Annotated in this window: 25 protein-coding genes; 10 read left to right on the forward strand and 15 right to left on the reverse strand. The window is 41.6% G+C overall.

Features of this window, described 5'->3' with window-relative positions:
- Positions 1-11 precede the first annotated feature (11 nt).
- The 3 genes from QI30_RS17515 to QI30_RS17525 are packed head-to-tail and all read right to left on the reverse strand — an operon-like array spanning position 12 to position 3,621.
- Positions 12-1,394, reverse strand: coding sequence for a hypothetical protein (locus QI30_RS17515; RefSeq protein ID WP_126991874.1), 1,383 nt, complete (start codon positions 1,392-1,394; stop codon positions 12-14).
- Complete coding sequence (locus QI30_RS17520) at positions 1,394-2,515, reverse strand: AAA family ATPase (RefSeq protein WP_126991875.1); 1,122 nt, start codon at positions 2,513-2,515, stop codon at positions 1,394-1,396. Before QI30_RS17520 ends, QI30_RS17515 begins: the two co-directional genes overlap by 1 nt.
- Positions 2,503-3,621, reverse strand: a complete 1,119-nt coding sequence (locus tag QI30_RS17525) for a hypothetical protein (protein WP_126991876.1) — start codon at positions 3,619-3,621, stop codon at positions 2,503-2,505. Before QI30_RS17525 ends, QI30_RS17520 begins: the two co-directional genes overlap by 13 nt.
- Before the next feature lie 138 nt (positions 3,622-3,759).
- Between QI30_RS17525 and QI30_RS17530 the strand changes: the two genes are divergently transcribed.
- From QI30_RS17530 to QI30_RS17545, 4 genes are all read left to right on the forward strand, one after another.
- Entirely contained in the window at positions 3,760-4,503 is a 744-nt protein-coding gene (locus tag QI30_RS17530; RefSeq protein WP_126991877.1) for a hypothetical protein, read from the forward strand.
- Positions 4,504-4,615: 112 nt separating this feature from the next.
- A complete protein-coding gene (locus tag QI30_RS17535) occupies positions 4,616-5,032 on the forward strand; it encodes a YiaA/YiaB family inner membrane protein (RefSeq protein ID WP_126991878.1) in 417 nt (138 codons plus the stop codon).
- A 134-nt stretch (positions 5,033-5,166) separates the two neighbouring features.
- The gene (locus QI30_RS17540) at positions 5,167-6,339 is read left to right on the forward strand and encodes an MDR family MFS transporter (protein WP_126991879.1); all 1,173 of its coding nucleotides are present in this window, start codon (positions 5,167-5,169) and stop codon (positions 6,337-6,339) included.
- 38 nt (positions 6,340-6,377) lie between these two features.
- A complete protein-coding gene (locus QI30_RS17545) occupies positions 6,378-6,779 on the forward strand; it encodes a hypothetical protein (protein WP_126991880.1) in 402 nt (133 codons plus the stop codon).
- 142 nt (positions 6,780-6,921) lie between these two features.
- On the opposite strand, the gene QI30_RS17550 is transcribed toward QI30_RS17545, so the two are convergent.
- The 4 genes from QI30_RS17550 to QI30_RS17565 form a co-directional block, all read right to left on the reverse strand.
- Positions 6,922-7,695, reverse strand: a complete 774-nt coding sequence (locus QI30_RS17550; RefSeq protein WP_126991881.1) for a sulfite exporter TauE/SafE family protein — start codon at positions 7,693-7,695, stop codon at positions 6,922-6,924.
- Positions 7,696-7,844: 149 nt separating this feature from the next.
- The gene (locus QI30_RS17555; protein WP_126991882.1) at positions 7,845-8,240 is read right to left on the reverse strand and encodes a DsrE/DsrF/DrsH-like family protein; all 396 of its coding nucleotides are present in this window, start codon (positions 8,238-8,240) and stop codon (positions 7,845-7,847) included.
- 43 nt (positions 8,241-8,283) lie between these two features.
- Complete coding sequence (locus tag QI30_RS17560) at positions 8,284-8,580, reverse strand: rhodanese-like domain-containing protein (RefSeq protein WP_126991883.1); 297 nt, start codon at positions 8,578-8,580, stop codon at positions 8,284-8,286.
- Between the two features lie 12 nt (positions 8,581-8,592).
- A complete protein-coding gene (locus QI30_RS17565; protein WP_126991884.1) occupies positions 8,593-8,883 on the reverse strand; it encodes a rhodanese-like domain-containing protein in 291 nt (96 codons plus the stop codon).
- Between the two features lie 299 nt (positions 8,884-9,182).
- Here QI30_RS17565 and QI30_RS17570 point away from each other — a divergent pair, with 299 nt between their 5' ends.
- Positions 9,183-9,773 carry a hypothetical protein gene (locus QI30_RS17570; RefSeq protein WP_126991885.1) on the forward strand — a complete coding sequence of 197 codons (591 nt, stop codon included), beginning with the start codon at positions 9,183-9,185 and terminating at the stop codon, positions 9,771-9,773.
- Between the two features lie 18 nt (positions 9,774-9,791).
- The gene (locus QI30_RS17575) at positions 9,792-10,319 is read left to right on the forward strand and encodes a hypothetical protein (RefSeq protein ID WP_126991886.1); all 528 of its coding nucleotides are present in this window, start codon (positions 9,792-9,794) and stop codon (positions 10,317-10,319) included.
- Positions 10,320-10,363: 44 nt separating this feature from the next.
- Here the strand turns inward: QI30_RS17575 and QI30_RS17580 are convergent, their stop codons facing one another.
- The 3 genes from QI30_RS17580 to QI30_RS17590 form a co-directional block, all read right to left on the reverse strand.
- Positions 10,364-10,573, reverse strand: coding sequence for a DUF3951 domain-containing protein (locus QI30_RS17580; RefSeq protein ID WP_126991887.1), 210 nt, complete (start codon positions 10,571-10,573; stop codon positions 10,364-10,366).
- Between the two features lie 40 nt (positions 10,574-10,613).
- Positions 10,614-12,098 carry a class I adenylate-forming enzyme family protein gene (locus QI30_RS17585; RefSeq protein WP_126991888.1) on the reverse strand — a complete coding sequence of 495 codons (1,485 nt, stop codon included), beginning with the start codon at positions 12,096-12,098 and terminating at the stop codon, positions 10,614-10,616.
- Positions 12,099-12,230: 132 nt separating this feature from the next.
- Complete coding sequence (locus QI30_RS17590) at positions 12,231-12,671, reverse strand: hypothetical protein (protein WP_126991889.1); 441 nt, start codon at positions 12,669-12,671, stop codon at positions 12,231-12,233.
- Between the two features lie 243 nt (positions 12,672-12,914).
- Here QI30_RS17590 and sstT point away from each other — a divergent pair, with 243 nt between their 5' ends.
- From sstT to QI30_RS21150, 4 genes are all read left to right on the forward strand, one after another.
- Complete coding sequence (gene sstT, locus QI30_RS17595) at positions 12,915-14,147, forward strand: serine/threonine transporter SstT (RefSeq protein ID WP_126991890.1); 1,233 nt, start codon at positions 12,915-12,917, stop codon at positions 14,145-14,147.
- Between the two features lie 85 nt (positions 14,148-14,232).
- On the forward strand, positions 14,233-14,583 hold the full coding sequence (locus tag QI30_RS17600; RefSeq protein WP_126991891.1) for a YbgA family protein: 351 nt from the start codon (positions 14,233-14,235) through the stop codon (positions 14,581-14,583).
- Positions 14,584-14,637: 54 nt separating this feature from the next.
- Positions 14,638-14,784: a hypothetical protein gene (locus tag QI30_RS20500; RefSeq protein ID WP_158621060.1), complete on the forward strand. Its 147-nt coding sequence runs from the start codon at positions 14,638-14,640 to the stop codon at positions 14,782-14,784.
- Positions 14,785-14,833: 49 nt separating this feature from the next.
- The gene (locus QI30_RS21150) at positions 14,834-14,962 is read left to right on the forward strand and encodes a hypothetical protein (RefSeq protein WP_255411586.1); all 129 of its coding nucleotides are present in this window, start codon (positions 14,834-14,836) and stop codon (positions 14,960-14,962) included.
- Between the two features lie 142 nt (positions 14,963-15,104).
- Here the strand turns inward: QI30_RS21150 and chrA are convergent, their stop codons facing one another.
- From chrA to nagE, 5 genes are all read right to left on the reverse strand, one after another.
- Positions 15,105-16,247 (reverse strand): chromate efflux transporter, encoded by a 1,143-nt coding sequence (gene chrA / locus QI30_RS17605; protein WP_126991892.1) that lies wholly within the window; start codon positions 16,245-16,247, stop codon positions 15,105-15,107.
- Positions 16,248-16,420: 173 nt separating this feature from the next.
- Complete coding sequence (locus QI30_RS17610) at positions 16,421-17,110, reverse strand: glucosamine-6-phosphate deaminase (protein WP_126991944.1); 690 nt, start codon at positions 17,108-17,110, stop codon at positions 16,421-16,423.
- A gap of 26 nt (positions 17,111-17,136) precedes the next feature.
- Positions 17,137-17,850 carry a sugar isomerase domain-containing protein gene (locus QI30_RS17615; protein ID WP_126991893.1) on the reverse strand — a complete coding sequence of 238 codons (714 nt, stop codon included), beginning with the start codon at positions 17,848-17,850 and terminating at the stop codon, positions 17,137-17,139.
- A complete protein-coding gene (nagA, locus tag QI30_RS17620; RefSeq protein WP_126991894.1) occupies positions 17,847-18,995 on the reverse strand; it encodes an N-acetylglucosamine-6-phosphate deacetylase in 1,149 nt (382 codons plus the stop codon). Before nagA ends, QI30_RS17615 begins: the two co-directional genes overlap by 4 nt.
- Before the next feature lie 15 nt (positions 18,996-19,010).
- Positions 19,011-20,957, reverse strand: coding sequence for an N-acetylglucosamine-specific PTS transporter subunit IIBC (nagE, locus tag QI30_RS17625; protein WP_126991895.1), 1,947 nt, complete (start codon positions 20,955-20,957; stop codon positions 19,011-19,013).
- Between the last annotated feature and the right edge of the window lie 120 nt (positions 20,958-21,077).

Below are 21,077 nucleotides of genomic sequence, written 5' to 3' on the forward strand. Positions count from 1 at the left end.
ATGTTAATCTCCTATAACGTAAATGCCACGGCCCCTTGCTCATCTTCAAAATCATGAATTTTCAGGACCAACTCTGATACTGCTGGCAGTAGCCCCTCATGTTTATTGTAGCCGACAAGTAAGCTCAGCATCTCAAATTGTTTTTTATCTTTTAAGGCGTTAAATTCCGCAATAAAGTCATCCGAAATATGGCACATGCCGTCCGTAATAAAGACAATATCGCCATCTTTTGCGGATTTTTCTAAATGCTGCATGGCCTCGCGTAGCGGTGCTTCAAAATTTGTGCCGCCACCGATATATGATGCTGCGACATCGAGCATATCACGCACGCTATAGCGCCCTTTTTTAAACACCTTGACGTCACTGTAGCCTACATCGCCGCTAAATGGAATAAACACAAAATCGCGCTTTTCCTTTTTGGCAATCGCCAACAGCGCGAGCACAAAGCCCTTTCCTTCGACATCAAGTTCCTGCATACTGCCACTCTCGTCATAGCACACAACAAAGGCGCCCTTTCCCTTTTTTGTGCGCTTTTTATAATCATACATGAGCGTGCGTCCTTCAGCGAAACGATGCATAAAATCAAGTTTCGATTCCGCTGCCTCAGACTTTAAATATTCAATCGGCAGTAGACGCTCCGCCGCGTTTCCCGTCGTCATGCCCTGTTTTAAAATTGTGCGGACCTGCTTTGTCTTTCGTACATTGCGCGCCTTTAGCTTAAAGCGCCCTGCCCACTCGGCAATTTTTTGAAGCTCTGGATTTTTTGCTAGCTCCGCGGCCAGTGCAAGCTGCTCCTGTATAGGGACTTTTCCTGCATCACCGGCACCAACACTCGGCGCAAGACCACGTAGTAATTCATCGACATTCGACGATACTTCCTCGACCTCCTGTAGCTCTTCATCTAGCATATCCTGCCATGCTGCAAGTGCTTCTGCATCCCCAAAAAGCGTAGCAAGTTCTGCGGGAGACAGTGTATCGCTCCCGGCACCACTTGAATTAGACGATGCCTCGTAGTCAAGTTCCTCCTCTGAGGCAGCAGGTTGTTCGTCTACATCAGCCGGCGTCTGTTCATCCGTCATTTTTTTGAGCCATTCGCCCGTCACATAACTAAAGCGCCACGTCGTGAGTGTCGCCAGTAGTAAATTGCCCTTTGCATTGCCGTGGAGCTTTAGAAAGGCCTCACTGTGAAATAATTGCTGTAACAGCACATAATTAACCGAATCTTCTTCTATTAATGTCGTTTCACCGCTATACAGCGCCTGCCATAGGTCGCTGATTAGCGTATCAAAATGCGGATAATCATACGTAGCAATCAATTCATCGAACTTTGGGAATTGCTGACGAATGCGTGTATACTGCGCCGCAATTTGTGCGTGCTCCTGTTGTAGTGGCATTATAGCAACACCTTCGTTAGCGCCTGCTCCACTTCTTCTTCAAGTGCCTCAAAGCGTTGTCGCTGTTCAGTCGTATCGAGTAATTCTTCGATTTCTACTTTCACAGCTTGCCAGTCATTATATGCCTCAGATGCATATTCTGTATACGCTTTATAGGCGAAATCCGGTGCCGTTTTAAAACGTTTGACAGACTCCATGACATTACCGTAAAATGCCTCTGCTTTTTCAAAGGCATGGTCAAGTGGCGTCAGCACGTATTCATGGATAATCTCATTTACTATCACGCGGTCATCCGCTTCAATCCAGAGCGCATCCTCAAGTACGAGTAAATCATTCGTCACGACCTGCATACGCCCACTTAATAGCGCCTGTGCTTGTAGTAGTACAAGACATTGCTTTGTACGGCGGTCTGACACCGGAATCCCCTGCTCTTTTAAGCGGAAATGAATGGCCACAAGTTGCTCTAAAATCGCTGCAGGTATTGTGACAGTGGTCACAAGCTGCTGTAATGAACGTAGCTGGGCGAGTGAAATCGGTGGAACATCGACTGCAGTGGTAGATGAACTAAGCATTGATAACAATGCGTCCGGTGTTTTTAAGCTCGCTACCTCGCGTCGAATGAGGAAGCGGTCATATAAAGCGGCTAGGTCATCCTCCTCGGGAAATTCATTACTTGCGCCAATTAGCGTAAATAGCGGTGTTTTCAGTACAGCCGTCCCGTTTTCAAACTGATGCTCGTTCATAATTTTTAATAGGCCGTTCAATAAATCAGACGTCGATTTAAAAATTTCATCTAAAAAGGCGAAATGTGCCGTTGGTAATTGACCGTCAATATTACGCTCGATTACGCCTTCTTTTAAACGATCAAATTTTGCGGAACCAAATAATTCATCTGGCTGCGTCGTTGGTGAAATTAGACGTGTGAACGTATTGACGTCTGAAAAGGCATCGATGAATTGCTGAATGACACTCGATTTGGCAACCCCTGGTGGGCCGATTAATAAAATATTTTTCTTCGCAATTAATGCGAGCATAATCGCGCGGATTTCTGCTTGGCGTTCAATGAAATTGGCATTCATTGCTTGTTCTGTTGCTAAAAGCTGTTTCACTAATTGTTGCATGACGTAGATCCCTCTTTTTCAAAATGGCGTAATAGTAGCGCGTTAAAGGCACGCTGCTGTGGTGGTAATGTAGTAGTTTTTTCTTCAATAAATGCGTGAAGGTCCTCAATAACTTCGATTGTTGTCGGTAAATGGGCCCCGTCTTGCAAGCCGCTTGCGACGTCATTGTAGACGCATGCGAGATAAGGTTGCTGCTCAAACGCTTCAATAAGCGGTGTCGCTTCGCTTTCGACCGCTTCCATCGAGCGGGTGTAGCGGCCATTCTCATAATGCGTCGCCGTATGTACAATCGTTTCAAAAGACTGCAGGCGCTGGATCGTATAACGCTTTCGTTCGGTAATCAACTGGAGCTTTTCAGTGCTTAGCTGGACACGAAATGCAGGGTTTGGACGGAATAAAAACACCTCGCTCGAAAGTGGGGCAAGTGCTAAGCCTTGTACAATACGTGAAAACGCATGATCGATGACCGCACTTTTCGTTTTGCCATGCATTGTATCCTTTTTAAAATACGTCGTTATATTCAGCACAAAATTCGGCAAATCCTCGGTGCGTAGCATAGTTGGAAAATCGTATAACACATCGGTATCCATCATATAAAATGTCATATAGCCATCGCGAATCCCGAGCTCATCTGACGTTATATTAGCAGCATAGACGTCTACTGACACATCGTATAAATCATCAAAAAATGCACGGATACTCGCACAACTTACATGATGTTTTGCGAGAAGCCAGGCATTGGCATCGTAAATAAACGGTATATGTTTTGCGGCAAATTCAATATGGCGAATGACATGTTCATATAGCGCCATCGCAGTATCAGGTGTTTCCTGCGCACGATATGCATCATAAACGCTTTGAAGCGACTTCAGCGCTTTCTCCTGGTCACTATATTGCTTACGCACCGCACTCATCGATTGAAAGCGGCTCGCATTCTTTTCAAGTTGTTTTTGATAGCGCGCTAGTAACGCATCACACTGTGCAATAAGCGCATCAACAACACTTAATTTAAGTGATACATAACATAGCGGCACATCACTTTCAATTAGCGCTAACTGGCGTAGCGGCGCTTTTGTCAGTGCCTCTGTTCGGTAAATATACTTCATCGTCAAAACCCTTTCCGTAAAATCTCTTCTTTTACTTTAACGCAAAATCTACGCTTTGTGGACCTTTTTGTCATGTCAGCAGATAAATCCCTAATAATTGGAAAAATATTGTATACTAATTAAAAAGGAGGAATAACGATGCGCCATGTTTATGCGTTTGAAAAGCCATTAGAAGCACCCCTTCATGATATTGAGTGGCTAAAACAACAACTTGAGCCCTTTCAACAATGGCTACGCAGTGATTTCGCCGTTCGGGATATGCCAAAGGGTTTTATTTGGACGACGTGGGAGCTTGCGACAAATTTTTTTAGAGATGAAAAACCACTTGCTGCTTATACGAGTGAGGATTTTATTTATCTCTCACCTGAACTTGATGAGTGGAAAGGCTTTTATGCTAAGGCTTTTGCAGATAGCCCTGAGCCTATTCGTACATATTTTAATACCATTACACTGAATGAAATTTTAACAATTGCCGGGCATGAACTTGTGCATCACTCAGATTTTTTCGTTGACGACTTTAGCGGTGATTACGAGCACTCTATTTGGTTCGAGGAGGGGATGTGCGACTATATTGCTCGCAAGCATTTGCTTGGACGCGCGCAATTTAATGAGCGCCTCGCGATGGATCAGGCAATTGTAGAGCACTATACCCCACAGTTCGGCACACAACCTATTGATAATTTTGGACAGGCGACCTATGCCCGTCAAAATTTAACGGAAATCTTTTATGAATATTGCCGTAGCTTCATTACGGTACAGCAGCTTGTCGACGTGCGCTACAAGGGAGATATAGCAGAGGTGTTCCGTATCTACAAGGAATGGCATACGAACGGACGCCAAACAAGCCTTGCATCTTGCTTTACTACCGAAGTAAAATTTTAGCACGAAAGGTATATAAGTTCTCTTTGTGCTTAGTGCCATCCTCCTTTTGTTTCACTGTTAATCTTCATTTTTCTCATTAGTGGGTATGAAACGGTAAAAGGAGGTTTTTGGCATGAATAAATTTATTTTAATTATTAGTGCAGTCGGTCTTATTTTTTCATTCGCCTACTTTAATATTAGTGTTTGGAATAATATTGACTGGCTCCTGCTTGAGCGTGGTTACTATACTGCGATGTCTGGCATCATTGTCTTTTCCGTTATTTCTGCAGCAAAATCCATTACAACCGTTGTTGAAAAAGGTGGTACGAAGCTTGACCGTATTTACGCAGGCATTGCCTCGGTCATCGCCGTCGTATCCATCATTTATTGCTGTGTCAGTATTTACAATACCGATTGGGTGTATTTAGAAAAGGGGTATTACTGGGGCGCAACAGCCTTCATTACGATTACTGCTGCCTTAACGTGGATTTCACTTGAAATTGTTGCAAGAGAAAATGCGGCAAAACGTCCAACATATGAGGAAGATTAATAAAAAATATTTTCTAAGTGGAAATTGCAAAATGATGCAATTTCTGCTTTTTTTATGCACTTTATTGGAAGCGACTTTTTTTGTGAAAACTGTGCTATGATTAGGAGCATATTTCATTCGAAGGGAGTCTTCTGATGCGCTACTTCCACCCGATTGTCTGGCAGTTATTAGCCGGCACGGTTTTTGCGCGTACGGCAAGTTTTATGACTATGCCGTTTTTGGCTATTTATTTACAACAGGATTTTCATGCCTCTGCGCTCATGATTGGCTTAGCTGTCGGTATTCCACAGCTCACCGCAACATTTGGCGGCTTCTTCGGTGGCTTTTTAACGGACCGTATTGGTCGAAAGCCCGTCATTATTGTCTCAATGATTGCCTGGAGTCTCGTCTTTTTTGGCTTCGCCTTTGCGCCTAATATTTGGACACTCGTCATCTGCAATGCATTAAATGGCTTATGTCGCTCTTTTTTCGAGCCCGCTTCACAAGCATTAATGATTGATTATACAGATGAACGAAAACGCCGCCGCTTATTTTCGATTCGCTACACAGCGATTAATTTATCTGCCGTTGTTGGACCGTTAGTCGGTGTCTTAATCGCTCAAGCCGGCTCTATGCGCACCCCATTTTTAATTACGGCATCGATGTATGCAATCTATGCTATCATGCTACTATGGATTTTACGCCATGCCAACGCACCAACCACTCTGCATCAAAAACAACGTGTCGGCAATATTGTTCAGGCCATTGTTCACGACCATACGCTCGTATTACTTGTCGTAGCAAGCGTTCTTGGGACCTTTGTTTATTCACAAACATCATCCACTATGCCGCAGTTACTTAATCTGACAATGGCAGATGGCGTCGCACTTTACTCTGTCCTGATTGCTATAAACTCTGCGACGGTATTAATTCTTCAGCTACCACTCGGCATTTTAAGCGAGCGCGTGTCGATTAAAACGAGCTTAATTACCGGTGTCTTACTATTTTCGGGCGGGATGATTTGTTTTCAATTAGCCGATAGCTGGTCATTTTATATTGTGGCGATGATTATTTTTTCAGTAGGCGAAATTTTTGTTTTCCCAATGATGAGTGCGGTCATTGAAATGATTGCACCTGCTCATCAAAAGGCGACCTATTTGGGGGTCATGCAGTTCCAAAGCTTCGGTGGCTTTCTTGGACCGATGCTTGGCGGGTTACTGTTAACACATGCCGCATCCGCGCTATATTTTGTGATGGCGTGTGTTAGTTTATTATCGCTCGTGTGTTATTTAAGGGCACTGCGTCATACAACACGTTTTTCAAACTAAACTATTAGCGGAATCTGAAAGGGAAAGAAGGAATATCCATGAAAAAAGCCATCCCGTGGTTGCTATTTGCCGCGCTATTTTTCATTATTTTGTATACGGTATTATTTGCGATGCACCGCATGTCGAACAATACGTTAACCGACATGTGGAAGGTTTCGTTTGAACGACCATTTGATGATACTACTTGGACCTATGACATCGAGCAGTTAACAAAAGAGCCCCTCGATATGCAGTCCATTCAACTACTGCATCATGACGAAGAACTCATTCATATCGAACAATTTGAAGAAGGAACAACCATTGAGGATTTCAACATGTTATTGCATCCTTTCTATTTACAAAGCGCCACCAATATCGTAGAAAAGGGAGAAACGTATACCCTCATCATCCGTTATAAACAGCATCATGTGCTAAAACGTGATGTATTAACCATTAAATAGAAAAAATGAGGCTGGGACAAACACTTTATTTTCCTTTTTTAGTGTTCGCAACGAAAAACCGGAACCGCGCAACAGCGCGATTCCGGTTTTTCTTATGCTCATATGAGAGATTGTTTTACACTTATGTCCCAGCCTCATTTTTTTAAAACAAAATATCCGTCCAAATTTTCACAGCTGTTAGCGTAATGAGTAAAGCTAAGAAAATTTGAAGTGCTCGTGTATTCATCGTTTTTGCAACCTTAGCGCCAAGTGGAGCGGCAATAATTGCTGCAACTGCTAAAATGATGAAAGGCAACCACTCAACTTGTCCCGTTGAAATCTTGCCAATTGAACTCCCGATTGACGAAATAAATGTAATCGCTAGACTCGAAGCAATTGTTACGCGCGTTGGAATTTTTAAAATAACGAGCATAATTGGTACGAGTAAAAAGCCCCCGCCTGCACCTACAATACCAGATCCAACCCCAACAAATAGCGCTAGACCTGCTGCAAGTGGTTTATTAAAGGTTACTTCTGTTGTATCTGGCACTTGTTTTCTTGGTATCAACATCAACACAGCAGCAAGTAACGCAAAAATACCGTATACGATATTGACGCCTTCCTCACTAAAGCTGCTTGATAAAAAACTTCCACCGAGGCTCCCCACTAATACAGCAGTCCCCATAATGAAAATGAGTTTAGCATTTAAATAGTTGCCCTTTCGAAAAGCAAGTACACCTGAAATCGATGTCACAAGCACTTCAACCGCCGTAATACCTGATACTTCATGCGATGTGAATGATCCCACACCGAGTAGCGCCGGGATATATAATAACATCGGAAATTTGATGATAGCTCCGCCAATACCGAGCATGCCGGAAATAAACGAACCCACAATCCCGATAGCAAATAACGTTGCAATAAATCCAATGGTCATAATGTGCCTTCTTTCATTTGTGCCTTAGTCCACATTCTATAGTACACGTTTTATCGTAACTTTTATACGGTAGAGCGCTCTCTTCATATAAAACATAAGAACCGATGTATTTTGCACGAAGCATGGACGATTTTTATTAAAACAATTCATTAGAATGATAATGAAGGTGCTGCATCTTTAGCAAATTCTAAGAATGTAACAGCTCCGCCTACTTCGATTCCATCAATAAATGCTTCTTTAGTTAAACCCATTACATCCATTGTCATTTGACAAGCAATCATTTTTACACCTAAATCTTGCGCCATTTCAACTAATTCTGGAATAGCTGGCACTTTCGCTTGTTTAAAGCCTTCTGCCATTGCTTCTTTCCCTGCTGGTAGTGGTAGTGCATGCATCGCTTCTTTGTGAATTAAGTTTAACCCTTCAAATGTAAAGAAGATGGCTACCTCTTTGTCAGTTGCGGCTGCTGCCGTTGCGATATTGAATACTTTATAAGCGTCGAAAAGACCACCGTTTGATGCGATAATAGCTACTTTGTTTGACATAATAAATTTCCTCCTATTAATTAACGAATTATAATATAATGTGTTATTTTACTGGACCTTCCCAAGCAAGCATGCCACCGACCATATTTGTCGCGTCATAGCCCATATCTGTTAAGAATTGTGTTGCTTGTCCACTGCGTGCAGATGAACGACATACTAAAATATAAGGTGTTTGCTTATTCAAATCTGGTAATTTGGCCTCTAATAAGTGCAAAGGAATATTATCAATCCCTTCAATATGTCCTTCTGCCACTTCTTGTGGTGTACGCACATCAATTAAATGTAGCGCCTCACCTGCATTCATTTTTGCTAATACATCTGTTGTTGAAATTTCCTTCATCATTGTTCCTCCTTAATAAGCACTCATACCACCGCGAACATTTGTCACGTTCAGGCCGAGCTTTTTCATTTGTTTGCATGCTGCTTTTGAGCGCATACCACTTTGACAGATCACGACAATTTCTTTGTTTGTTGGTAACTTACTGTAATCTGAACCAAGTGGCATATTTTTAAATTGACGTAAGCCGTTCGATTTATACTCCGCTTTCGTACGTACATCGATAAATACCTTATCTTTGTCATTTAGACAATCTTTTAATTGTGCTGTTGAAATTGATGGTATTTTTGAAAAAAATGAAAACATAAAACGACCTCCTATACGGTTAATGGTATTTTCTTTTCAGTAATTACTTTACGATTAATATCATATACCCCATGAGGTATAAAGTCAAAGAAAAGAATTTATTTTTTTATTAGGCCCTTTATTTCAGCTTTTTATACAATTTTAATTTTATTCATATTATGTTACAACATCTATTACACCTATTTTTTCTTATAGAATTTCTACACACCATAGGGTATTTTAAAAATCAAAAAATGAGTATTTTCACTTACAATAAAATGATATAATAGGTTAAGTTATCCATTTTAAGGAGCGTTTTTATGGTAAAATATCCTATAAAATTAGTACAATTACAAAGGATGTATGAGATACGAGCATGGATTTTAGAAGGATATGTGGCATTTCTTATAGGCATCTACTGCTTTATCCCCTTTTTACAGAAAATACAACATATTACAGACAGTTCGCTGTACTTTCCTTCTTCGTTTACGAACGCTGCACAGTACTATTTTCAGTTTGTGCCACAGTATGTAGTCACCGCAGTTGCTACTATACCTATTTGGCGCGTGCTTGCTACATTGATTAGTGATATGGCTATCTTTGGATTTTTTGCTGTTATTTTAGGGTATCTCGTGACATTGCAATTCCCACATAGATATGCAACTAGTTCATCAAAGTCATTAACTCGAAGTCTGATGCTAGACATTGCAGTTATTCAGCTCATTTGTGCGCTGCTATGTATTCAGCCCTTTGTTTTATCTGTCTCTGTAGCATTATGGCTAGGGCTAATGTGCGGTCATACAATCGCAATACTTTATCAGGAAATGCTAGCGCATCCTCATGAAAAAGGCTTAACCATTTTACGAGGCTTCTTTTATATAAAAGAAGAAACCAACAACATCACCTATTGAAGGAGCTGATGATCGCTTATGAAAAAACTTAAAAAAATCGTTGCTACCTGTAGCTGTGCTGCATTACTACTCGTTGCTACAACACCGGCATCTGCCGCCTCCTATAAATTGGTCTATTATACGTTATACAATAAGAAAACCAATCAGCCGGTAAAAGGCTATGCTGTTTACAAAAATACGCTCTATTATGATGCGATTGAAAAGGTAGGACGCTATTCATATAAAGGTGTACTTTATCATAATGGTGCGCCCTATAGCGGCGTACAAAGACCTGATGGCATTCGTTATGTGGACGGTAAACCGCTAACAGGCTTTCACAACGAAAGTGGCAAATATTTTGTGAAAGGCATCGTAGCAAGTGGTACCTATGATGGTATTCTTTATAAAAATGGTCGCGCCTTCTCTGGTGTTGTCGATGCCATTCGTTATGTAGACGGTGTCCGATTAACGGGCATTCATAAAGACAGCGGCAAATATTTTGTTGATGGTATTGTCGCAAATGGTATGTATAATGGGACAATCTACAAAAATGGCTATGCCCATTAAAAAAGCAGGAATTGCGAACACCTACGCAATTCCTGCTTTTTTCTTTATTTTTTCGTATCTTCAGTTGTCGGCTCAATATAGGTGTTATCATCTTGAATCGGATGACGCGTCACGCCATCGTCTTTTCCAGATGTGGCATTATCAAATGGCGTATACATATCTTCTACTGGGCGGCGTTTAATCACAACACGATAAAATGCGATACCAATGAGTACTAAAAACGCAACTGCAATTACAAGACCAATCCATTCCATGCCTATTCGCCTCCGTTCGTCATCGTTACAAATCTATACCCTATGTGCTGCTTCGTAACACATGCTTCAGTACTTTTCCAGAAGCATTACGCGGTAAGGCATCCATTAATTCCATCTCCACCGGTATTTTATACTTTGCTAAACGCTCTACACAATGCGCTGTTAGCTCCTCAACTGTCAGCGTCTGTCCTTCTTTTAAACAAATATACGCCTTCGGTACTTCGCCGTAAATAGGATGTGGTACCCCTACAACAGCTGCTTCAAGCACTGCTGGCATTTGGAATAATACTTCTTCCACCTCGACCGGATACACGTTTTCCCCGCCGCGAATCAACATATCTTTTTGGCGATCAACGATATATAGGAAGCCCTCTTCATCAAGACGGCCTAAGTCACCTGTAAATAACCAGCCATCGCGTAGGGCATGTGCCGTTTCCTGTGGATTGCGTAAATAGCCGGTCATCGTCTGCGGTCCCTTGACAATAATTTCACCGACGACGCCATTTGGTACGGATTCACCGTCTGGTCCAACAATGCGAACAGCTGTTTTTTTCGTTGGCGGCTTACCGACAGAGCCGATTTTCTCCAATACGTCATTCCCTTTAAGTGTTGTGGAGCACGGTGCGTTTTCTGTTTGACCATAAAAATTTTGTAGTGACACATGCGGAAATAACTTACGCAACTTTGATACTAATTCATAAGGCATCGGTGCCGCACCATACGCAAATAAGCGTACATGCGATAAATCAAACGCTGAGAAATCCTCATTATTTAATAGCAGCATATACATCGCCGGCACACCAAAGAAAATTGTCGCCTGTGTATCACGCAGCCAGGTTGGCATTTGTGTCGGCGAAAAGGCTTCTTCGATAATAAACGTACCCCCTGCCATGACAATCGGCGTTAAGAACACATGTAAGCCCGCACAGTGAAATAATGGTGTACAAATAAACATACGGTCCTGTACCGTTAATCCAACCGACTCCACCCACTGCGAAGTTGCCTCATACACCGCACGATACGACAGCATGACACCCTTTGGCTTTCCTGTCGTCCCTGACGTATACATAATCACCGCAATATCCTCATCCTCTACGCACGTTGTCTCAAATGGCGCATGTGCATAAATTTCAGGCAAATCCTCGGTTGTGAAGCGCTGTGCAATAGGCATGCCCGTTGCATCTAGCTTCGGCGTAAGTGCCGTATCACAAAAAATAGCCTTTACCTCCGAATGCTCGATAATATAGGCAATTTCTGCTGGTGCTAGCTTCGTATTAATTGGCATAGCGATAAGCCCTGCTAGCTGAATCCCAAAGTAAATGACCGGAAAATCATCATGATTATCCATAAAAATACCGATAATCGTATCCTTATCATAATTAAATTGCTGTAAGTATCCTGCTAAGGCAGTCGCCTGTCTATAGACGTCTCCATAGGTTTTTTTATGAGACCGAAATTCAAAGGCTATTTTTTCAGGCTGTTGTATTGCTTGTTGCTTTAAAACGAGCGGCATACGTTTTTGCATGCATGTTCTCCCCTTTTCTTGTCAGCATTCCCGCGGCAAGTGCAATCATAAGTAATACATCATTCCCTTAATATACCAATTATAATCCTTTTATCTACAAAAAAAAGCCCACAGTTGTGAGCTTTTCATACGCTAAGCGCCAATTTCTTCTAGCATTGCATCGACAAGTTTTAATAACTTATCATATGCCTCGCCAAGTGTTTCATTTCCTGTATAATCTTTCATTGCATCAAAGGCAATGTTGATTTCCCAAATGCCCTCTTGTCCATTAAACATCGCACTTGATGAACCAAGCATCGGTGTTAAATTCGCACGTAAGTATGTCTTAATCGGGTTGCTGTATTTTTTTTGTAAGGCAAGGCCAAATAATGCGGTATGTATTTTAAACATATCGTCAAACTCAATTACTACGGCATCCATTTTACGATCTGTAAACTCTTTTGATTCCGCGTAAATATATTCAATTTGGTTTTGTGCCACATAGTTTAAAGGTTCTTTAAGGAATGATTCATCTGCTGATGCAATAATTTCCTCTGTCTCTTTATTACAGCGATCTAAGGCTGTCATTTTCATAATAATCCCTCCAATATCTATTTTATTATACTTTAATCTTGAGCAATACACAAAACTGCTCAAAATCATTCTATTTTTAATAGACTATGTATCGATTTTTCTATTTTCTGTTGAAATATGTCGTGTTTTTGCGTAAAAATATAAGAAAGTCTGAATTTTTCAGATTAATAGAACATTTAGTGGTAAACTGTACACTATACAAAAACATCAGTCTTTCTAGAGAACACATTCGGAGGTTACATAATGAAAAAACTATTCGCAAAATGGAATAGTATTAGCCTAGTCAATCGTATTATTGTCGGTATCGTTATCGGTGTAATCCTTGCACTCGTTGCCCCAAAATCATTGGCTGGCATTTCTATTCTAGGTACATTATTTATTAGCGCATTAAAAGCGGTAGCACCTATCCTTGTATTCGTACTCGTTATCGCAGCCATCTCAGGTCATAAGAACGGCCAACAAACAAATATGAAATCTATTTTAGGCTTATATGCGCTTGCAACATTTATGGCCGGTGCTGTCGCGGTAATTGCCGCAAAAATTTTCCCAACAACTCTTCACTTAAAAGAAAGCGCTACGGAAATTAAACCGCCAAGTGATATTTGGGAAGTACTCCAAAATATTCTATTAAATATTACAACAAACCCGGTTACAGCTATTATGAATGCCAACTACTTAGGTATTCTTGCTTGGGCGATTTTATTAGGTGTGGCACTACGTATGGCAAGTGACACAACAAAAACCGTTATTTCAAATCTATCAGATGCGGTATCAAAAATCGTTCAATGGGTAATCAATCTAGCTCCATTCGGTATCATCGGTGTTGTATTCGATGCGGTGGCAAAAAATGGCCTATCAGCATTACTTGATTATGGTCATTTAATTATCGTCCTTGTAGGAACAATGCTCTTTGTCGCACTTGTTGTGAACCCATTAATCGTCTTTATTTATACACGTCGTAATCCATATCCATTAACACTTCTAACATTAAAAGAAAGTGGTATTACAGCATTCTTCACACGTAGCTCTGCAGCGAATATTCCCGTTAATATGAAGCTATGTGAAAAATTAAATTTAGATAAAGATACGTACGCAGTATCCGTTCCATTAGGTGCAACAATCAATATGGGTGGCGCAGCCGTAACCATTTCTGTATTATCACTTGCGGCCGCTCATACACTTGGAATCGAAGTAGACATTCCAACAGCTATTTTATTAATGGTGTTATCTGCTGTCTCTGCAGCCGGCGCTTCAGGTGTAACAGGTGGCTCACTATTGTTAATTCCATTAGCATGTAGTCTGTTTGGTGTCCCAGCAGATGTGGCGATGCAAGTCATTGCAGTCGGTATGATCATTGGCGTTGTACAAGATTCTTGCGAAACAGCATTAAATTCATCTACAGACGTATTATTCACAGCAACAGCTGAATATGCAAAAGAACGTAAAGAAGGAAATATTTCAACAAAAGCATTATAAAAAAACGAGACTCGGGCAAGTTGTTGTCCGAGTCTCATTTTTTTATGGCGATGCCCTCATGCTATACTAAAGACGAGGTGATTCGATGCATGCTGAACAACAACTATGGCGCACTGAAAAATACCGTGTGATGTACTATAGTCAAGCACATTACAATCAAATTCGTCATATGATGCGTGATGGCTGTACTGTAGAGGAACTCCAGCAAACGATTAATGAAGCGCTCACACTCACGCCTACAGACGGCAGCCGCTCGAATGCCCTTCAGCATATGTGGGGCTATTTTAAAAAACAGACGACAGACGAACAAAAGGCGCGCTACATCAAGCTGTTAGAGGAAAAACAATGGGGTGCATTACGCGCCTACTTAGCGACGCTTGCGCAACAATATAACGTCGTCTATTTGCAGCAAAGTACGATTTTACAACAGGATTGAGTTCAAAAAAAAGCGGGAATATCATAGATAACAACTGTAAGGGATGTGATGAAGATGATCGTCATTTCACTTTGTCTTTTAGTCTTTGGTGCTGTGATGCTTATTTCAAACGTCAAAGAAATTTTACGACAGCCAGAACCATATACTTCCCCTTCACAACAAGCCGTTATCATGCCACGTTTTTATCGACTCAAACATTGACACATAGTGGCTGGTCATCCAGCCGCTGCTACATAAGGATGGTGATTTGATGTCTATTGCGATTCTTCTCATTCTCATCGTCATTATTTTAGGATTAATGATCAATTTATTTGAAGCCTTTCGCCGCGCAAAACCTCCCGCCCACTTTAAAAAGCGGGAATATGAAGATGACGACTAAAAAGAGACTAGGACAAAACACGTCATGTTCCTTTTTTAGCGTTCGCAACGAAAGACCGGAACCGCGCCACAGCTCGATTCCGGTTTTTCTTATGCTCCTATGAGAGGTGATTTCTACACGTATGTCAAAGCCTCTTTTTAGATTAAAAGAAACCACCAATAAGGATTCCAACGACAACAACTAGTAACGGCGACCATTTCAGGAGCATAGCAAACAACAGAATCACCCATAAAATATCAAGCCATGAATGAATGGTCGAGGTGACAATCGGTGTAATCCAAGCAGCTATCAACACGCCTATTACTGCCGCATTCATACCATTAAATGCACCGCACCATTTTGGATTTGAGCGGATTTGTTGCCAAAAAGGATAGGCCCCTATAATTAATAAAAAAGCGGGTAAAAAAATCGCCACCGTTGCTAGTAACGCCATAGGTATACCGCCTATAACCATGCCTAAATAGCTAGCAAAAGTAAATAATGGTCCTGGCACGGCTTGAACCGCTCCGTAGCCTACTAAAAAATCATTGAGTGAAATCAGTCCCGTTTCAACGAGGCGTTCTTCAAGTAGTGGCAAGACCACATGTCCTCCGCCAAAAACAAGCGCACCAGCCGTATAAAACTTTTCGAACATCACAAGCCATGTCGTAGGCCATAATTTCGCTATAAGCGGCAAGGCTACGAGCAGCACACCAAAGGCAATTAAAAATCCCGCAGCAATTCGCTTAGAAATAACATTCTCTACAAGAAGCGCTGGTTGCTGCTGACGTAAAAAGAGTTGTCCTGCAAGTGCTGCAATTAGTAGGACGATGATTGTACTATACGTCGTTTGCCAGCTTAAAAGAACGGCCGTTGCTACCACTGTTAGAATGATAGCCATTTTTGAATGCCAAATTTTTTTTGACATATCTAAAATTGCATGCGCAACAATTGCTACAGCCACGAGCTTTAAACCATGAAGCCAGTCAAGTGACCAGTTCCCTTTTGCATGGATGTAGGCAAAAATCATTAGCACAACTACCGATGGCAATGTAAATCCTAAAAATGCTACGATACTGCCTAAAATCCCCCCTTTTTTTAATCCAATTCCCATACCTACCTGACTAGATGCAGGACCTGGTAAAAACTGACTTAAGCTTACTAAATCTGTATACTCTACTGCTGTTAACCATTTCTTTTCCTTTACATAAACACGTTCAAAATAAGCTAAATGTGCACTCGGCCCGCCAAAGGATACGAGCCCTAATTTCAGTGCAGTCCAAAAAATCATGAGTAATTGTCCCATTTTCCACCCCTCTTTTCTTTATTACATCAATGTTCCATATAGCTGTAAAGTTGTTTTACAAACTCTTTACAAAATGGAAATGTTGCTGTAATAGCTTCGCAGGTGTTTCCTTTTTTTATCTAGTTTTCGGCACAAAAAAGAAGCAAGCCTCGTAACCGAGACCTGCTTCTTTTTTATTTTACTAAATCTGTTAAAACAATGACATTCGGATGCTTCGTCAGTGCCGTCGCCGGAACTTGCTCCGTATAATCATTATTAATCAACGCCTGTAGTGCCGTACGCTTTGATTCACCAATCGCAATAAGTAAAATACAGTTCGCACGTAAAATCGATTGAATGCCCATCGTAAATGCTTTATGCGGTACTTCCTCTAATGAATCAAAATAACGTGCATTTACTTCACGCGTAGAAGGCGTTAAATCGACAACATGTGTTACCGAGTCGAATGATGTTCCTGGTTCGTTAAACCCAATATGGCCATTGACACCGATGCCTAGCAATTGAAAATCAAGTGGTTGCTCATTTAATAACGCTTCATAACGTGCCGCTTCTTTCGTCGCATCCGTTGCCAAACCATTTGGTAAATATGACGCTTTAAACGGCTTTTGATTAAATAAATGATGATGCATGTAGTTGTTATAGCTTTGCTCATGTGTCGGATCAAGTCCAACATATTCATCTAAATTAAAGCTCACTGCATCACTGAAATCAATGGACGTGTCACATAGCTTTGCATACAATGGCTCCATTGTGCCCCCTGTAGCAAGGCCAAATGTGTGCGCGCCTTGTGCTTTCACTTCTTCGATAATCGCCACCGCACGCTCATAAAGCGCTTCTTTCGATGGAATTCTCTCTACTCGTATTGCCATGACTGTATCCCCTTTTTCAATTAAAAATGAATGCGTCGACCGTAGTGTTCAATCAATGATTCATTAGTAGTCGTTGTTTGGATATTGCTACTTCCAAATACCGGTAGTTCAATATTACGTGCTGCTAATTCTTCAATTACTGCACCATAGAGCGCATTTAAAATAGCAGCGCCTAGTACGGTTGATACCGGGCCATATTGTAAGCCATCAAGTGCCAACACACCATCTCCAACCGGCACATGGGTATCAAGCACAACATCCACCACTTCTTCTAGGCGCTTTCCTGACACATGATTGGATGCCATATCTGTATACGCAAGTGACTGCAGTGAAATCGTCAATGCTCCCGCTTCTTTTGCGAGATACGCCATATCTAGTGGTGCAGGATTTTTAGCAGATGTTGAAATAATAATACAAACATCTGCTGCTTCTAGTTGAATGTCTTGTTGATGCTGTGCTAGGAAACCCGCTTGTTTTTCATTTGCGGACGATAATAATGCGCCTTTATGCAGCATAAGCGGTTCAATTTGAATTGCTTTGACCGGCACGAGACCGCCACTTCGAAAATGGCCATCTTGTGCTAATAACGTCGAATGACCTGAGCCAAATAGCTGAATGATGCCACCTGCCTGTAATCGATCAGCGATTTTACCAGCAAGTGCTGTCATTTTAGGTAGCTCAGAAGCTTCTACGTCATTTAATAAGCTGTGCAATTGTTCAAAATATAAATTCATGATTTCACCTCATAAACTATATTACCCGCTTTCACCGTTTGAACCAACGTTAAACGTTCATCAAGCAATACCGCATCGGCATCTGCCTGTTCCACAAGACGTCCTTTATTGGTCATTTGAAGTTGCTGCGCCGCATTAAAGCTCGACATTTGCACAAGCTCCTCTAACGAACAATTTGTTGCTTGGTGCATATTACGTACTGCTTGATCCATCGTAAGCACACTACCTGCAAGTGAGCCATTTGGTAAATGGGCACCTGTCTCTGTCACATGCACGAGCTGACCACCTAAATCATAGTCACCATAAGGCATCCCTTTTGCACGCATCGCATCGGTAATTAAAATAATGCCCGCTGCAGTTTTCATTTTATACGCCATAAGGACCGCTTTCGGATGAGAATGAATGAAGTCGGCAATAAGCTCAGCCTTGATTTCTGGTAAAAGCCACGTCGCGCCAATGACACCCGGCTCACGGTGATGGAATGGGCGCATTTGATTGTATAAATGCGTCCCTTGTGAAACGCCTAATTCAACCGCTTCCACAACCTCATCAAATGTCGCATCTGAGTGACCAATGGATACGACAACACCGTCTGCATGAAGCGCTTTAACAGCTTCCATGCCACCTGGCTCTTCAGGCGCGATCGTAATTTCTTTAATACGATGCCCGCTAAGCTGTTGCCACTTACGGAATAACGCCATATCTGGTGGCGTAATATGCTCTAGTGGCTGTGCACCGGCACGTTTTTTCGATACAAATGGACCTTCTAAGTGAACGCCGACCATTTCCGCTTCCTGTAACGTAGGCTTGAAGTCACCTAAAACAGCAAGTGCTGCTTCGATGTTTTCCGGGCTTTGCGTCATTGTTGTCGCTAAAAAGCTCGTTGTTCCTTCGCGAAGAAGTGACGCAGCCATCGTATGAAGGCCCTCATCGCTTGCATCCATTGCATCACAGCGTACAGAGCCATGAATATGCATATCGATAAAGCCCGGTAGTAAATACTTGCCTGTTCCATCAATTATTGTCGCATCTGCTTGAATTTCTTTTGCAATCCGTTGAATTTTACCATCAACCATTAATACGTCGATGTTTTCTAAACGTTCGGCTGCATTGACGACTGTTACGCCTTTAATTAATAATGACACAGTCCGTCATCTCCTTTATTCTTCGTCTAATGACACAATATTTGCTGTTCCAACTTCCTGGAACCCTGTTTTTTCAAGTGTCACTTTTTGACCTAATGCACTTGTGAACACAACTGGTGTAATAATAGACGGAACTTGTGGTTTAATTGCCGCTAAGTCCACGCTCAGTAAATGATCACCACGTTGTACTAATTGGCCTTCTTCTACATGTAATGTGAAGCCTTCACCATTTAATTTCACGGTATCTAACCCAACATGGATTAATACTTCCACACCTGTATCCGATTTTAAGCCAATCGCATGTTTCGTTGGGAATACCATAACGATTTGACCATCAAATGGTGCGTAAATTTCACCGTTATGCGGTAAAATACCGAAGCCCGGTCCCATCATTTCTGTAGAGAATGCTTGGTCTGGTACTTCTGATAGCGGTAGTAGCTCCCCTGCAATCGGCATTTCAAAATCAGCTGATGTGATATTGCCTGTTTGTGTTTCTTCTACTGGTACAGCAACTGGTGCCATATCTGCATTTTCAGGAGCTGGGTTGCCTTTTTTCAGGCGGTCTTTCATTGCTTCCGCTAAAAATTCAACGGATGTACCAATAATGACTTGAACATTTTTATTATTAATACGCATTAAACCACGCGCACCTGTTTGTTTTAAATAATCACCATCGACTTTATCTGCATCGACTACTGACATACGTAAACGTGTTGTACAGTAATCCACTTGTTCGATATTGTCTTGACCACCTAACGCTTGAATTGTTTGATACGCACGAACATCTAAATCATTTGAAACTGTAGAAGCCATACCCTCTTCATCTTCGTCATCGTCTTCACGACCCGGTGTTTTTAAATCTAATTTTTTAATTAAGAAGTAGAACACGACAAAGTAAATCGCACCGAATACGAGACCGAGTGGTAATAACATCCAAGGATTGTCCGCTTTAGTTAGGTTTAATAAGAAATCAATAAAGCTCGCGGAGAAGCCAAAGCCATCACGGAAGCCTACAATATACGCAACCGCTAATGAAATACCTGTTAACACTGCGTGAACACCGTATAAAACAGGTGATAGGAACATAAATGTAAATTCAATTGGCTCTGTAACCCCTGTTAAAAACGAGGTAAAGCCGATTGAGAATAACATCCCGCCGACTGCGGCACGCTTATGTTTTTTCGCTGTTAAATACATCGCAAGACATGCTGCCGGCAAACCGAACATCATAATTGGGAAGAAACCAGCTTGGAAGTGACCTGCTGTTGGATCGCCCGCAAGGAAGCGTGGAATATCGCCTTTGACGATTTCGCCAGCCGTATTTGTAAATGTACCAAAATCGAACCATACGATTGTATTGATGATATGATGTAGACCTACTGGTAACAATAAGCGGTTAAGGAAACCATACATCCCTACGCCTAGTGCTCCGGCACCAATCATCCAGTTACCAACCCAGTCGATACCCATTTGTGCATAACCCCATACAACAGATAATAGACCTGCGATTACCGCCATTGAAATGGACGTAATGATCGGTACAAATCGTCTACCCCCGAAGAATGATAACCATTCTGGGAATTTTACTTTATGGAATTTATTGTACAGAAGACCCGCTGTAATGCCGGATACAATCCCGCCAAATACCCCCATATCTAATTTATCGTTTGTTGCGCCTAAAACGGCTACTAATACTAATTGTGCAATGGCACCAGCTAAGGCTGCGGCACCACTCGTGTCAACAGCTAAGCCCATTGCGATACCAATCGCAAAAATAAGCGGTAAGTTACCTAAAATTGCATTACCGGCAGCCTCCATAATCGCGGCGACGGTTTGAATCCAAGCAACATCAATTTGCCCTAGCATATCGCCTGCGCCTAAGCGAACAAGAATCGCTGCAGCAGGTAATGTCGCAATTGGGAACATTAATGACTTACCAATTTTCTGTAAGAAAGCTAGCATATTTTTTCCTCCTCAATATAGTGGTCTATACCACTTATTTTAAAAGCAATCGAAACCGCTTTCAAGTGTATTCTTCTCCATTTTTCCCTTTTTTTCAAAAAAAACTACGACTTATTTAAG

It is taken from the genome of Candidatus Kurthia intestinigallinarum (assembly GCF_003991225.1).
GTDB lineage: Bacteria > Bacillota > Bacilli > Bacillales_A > Planococcaceae > Kurthia > Kurthia populi.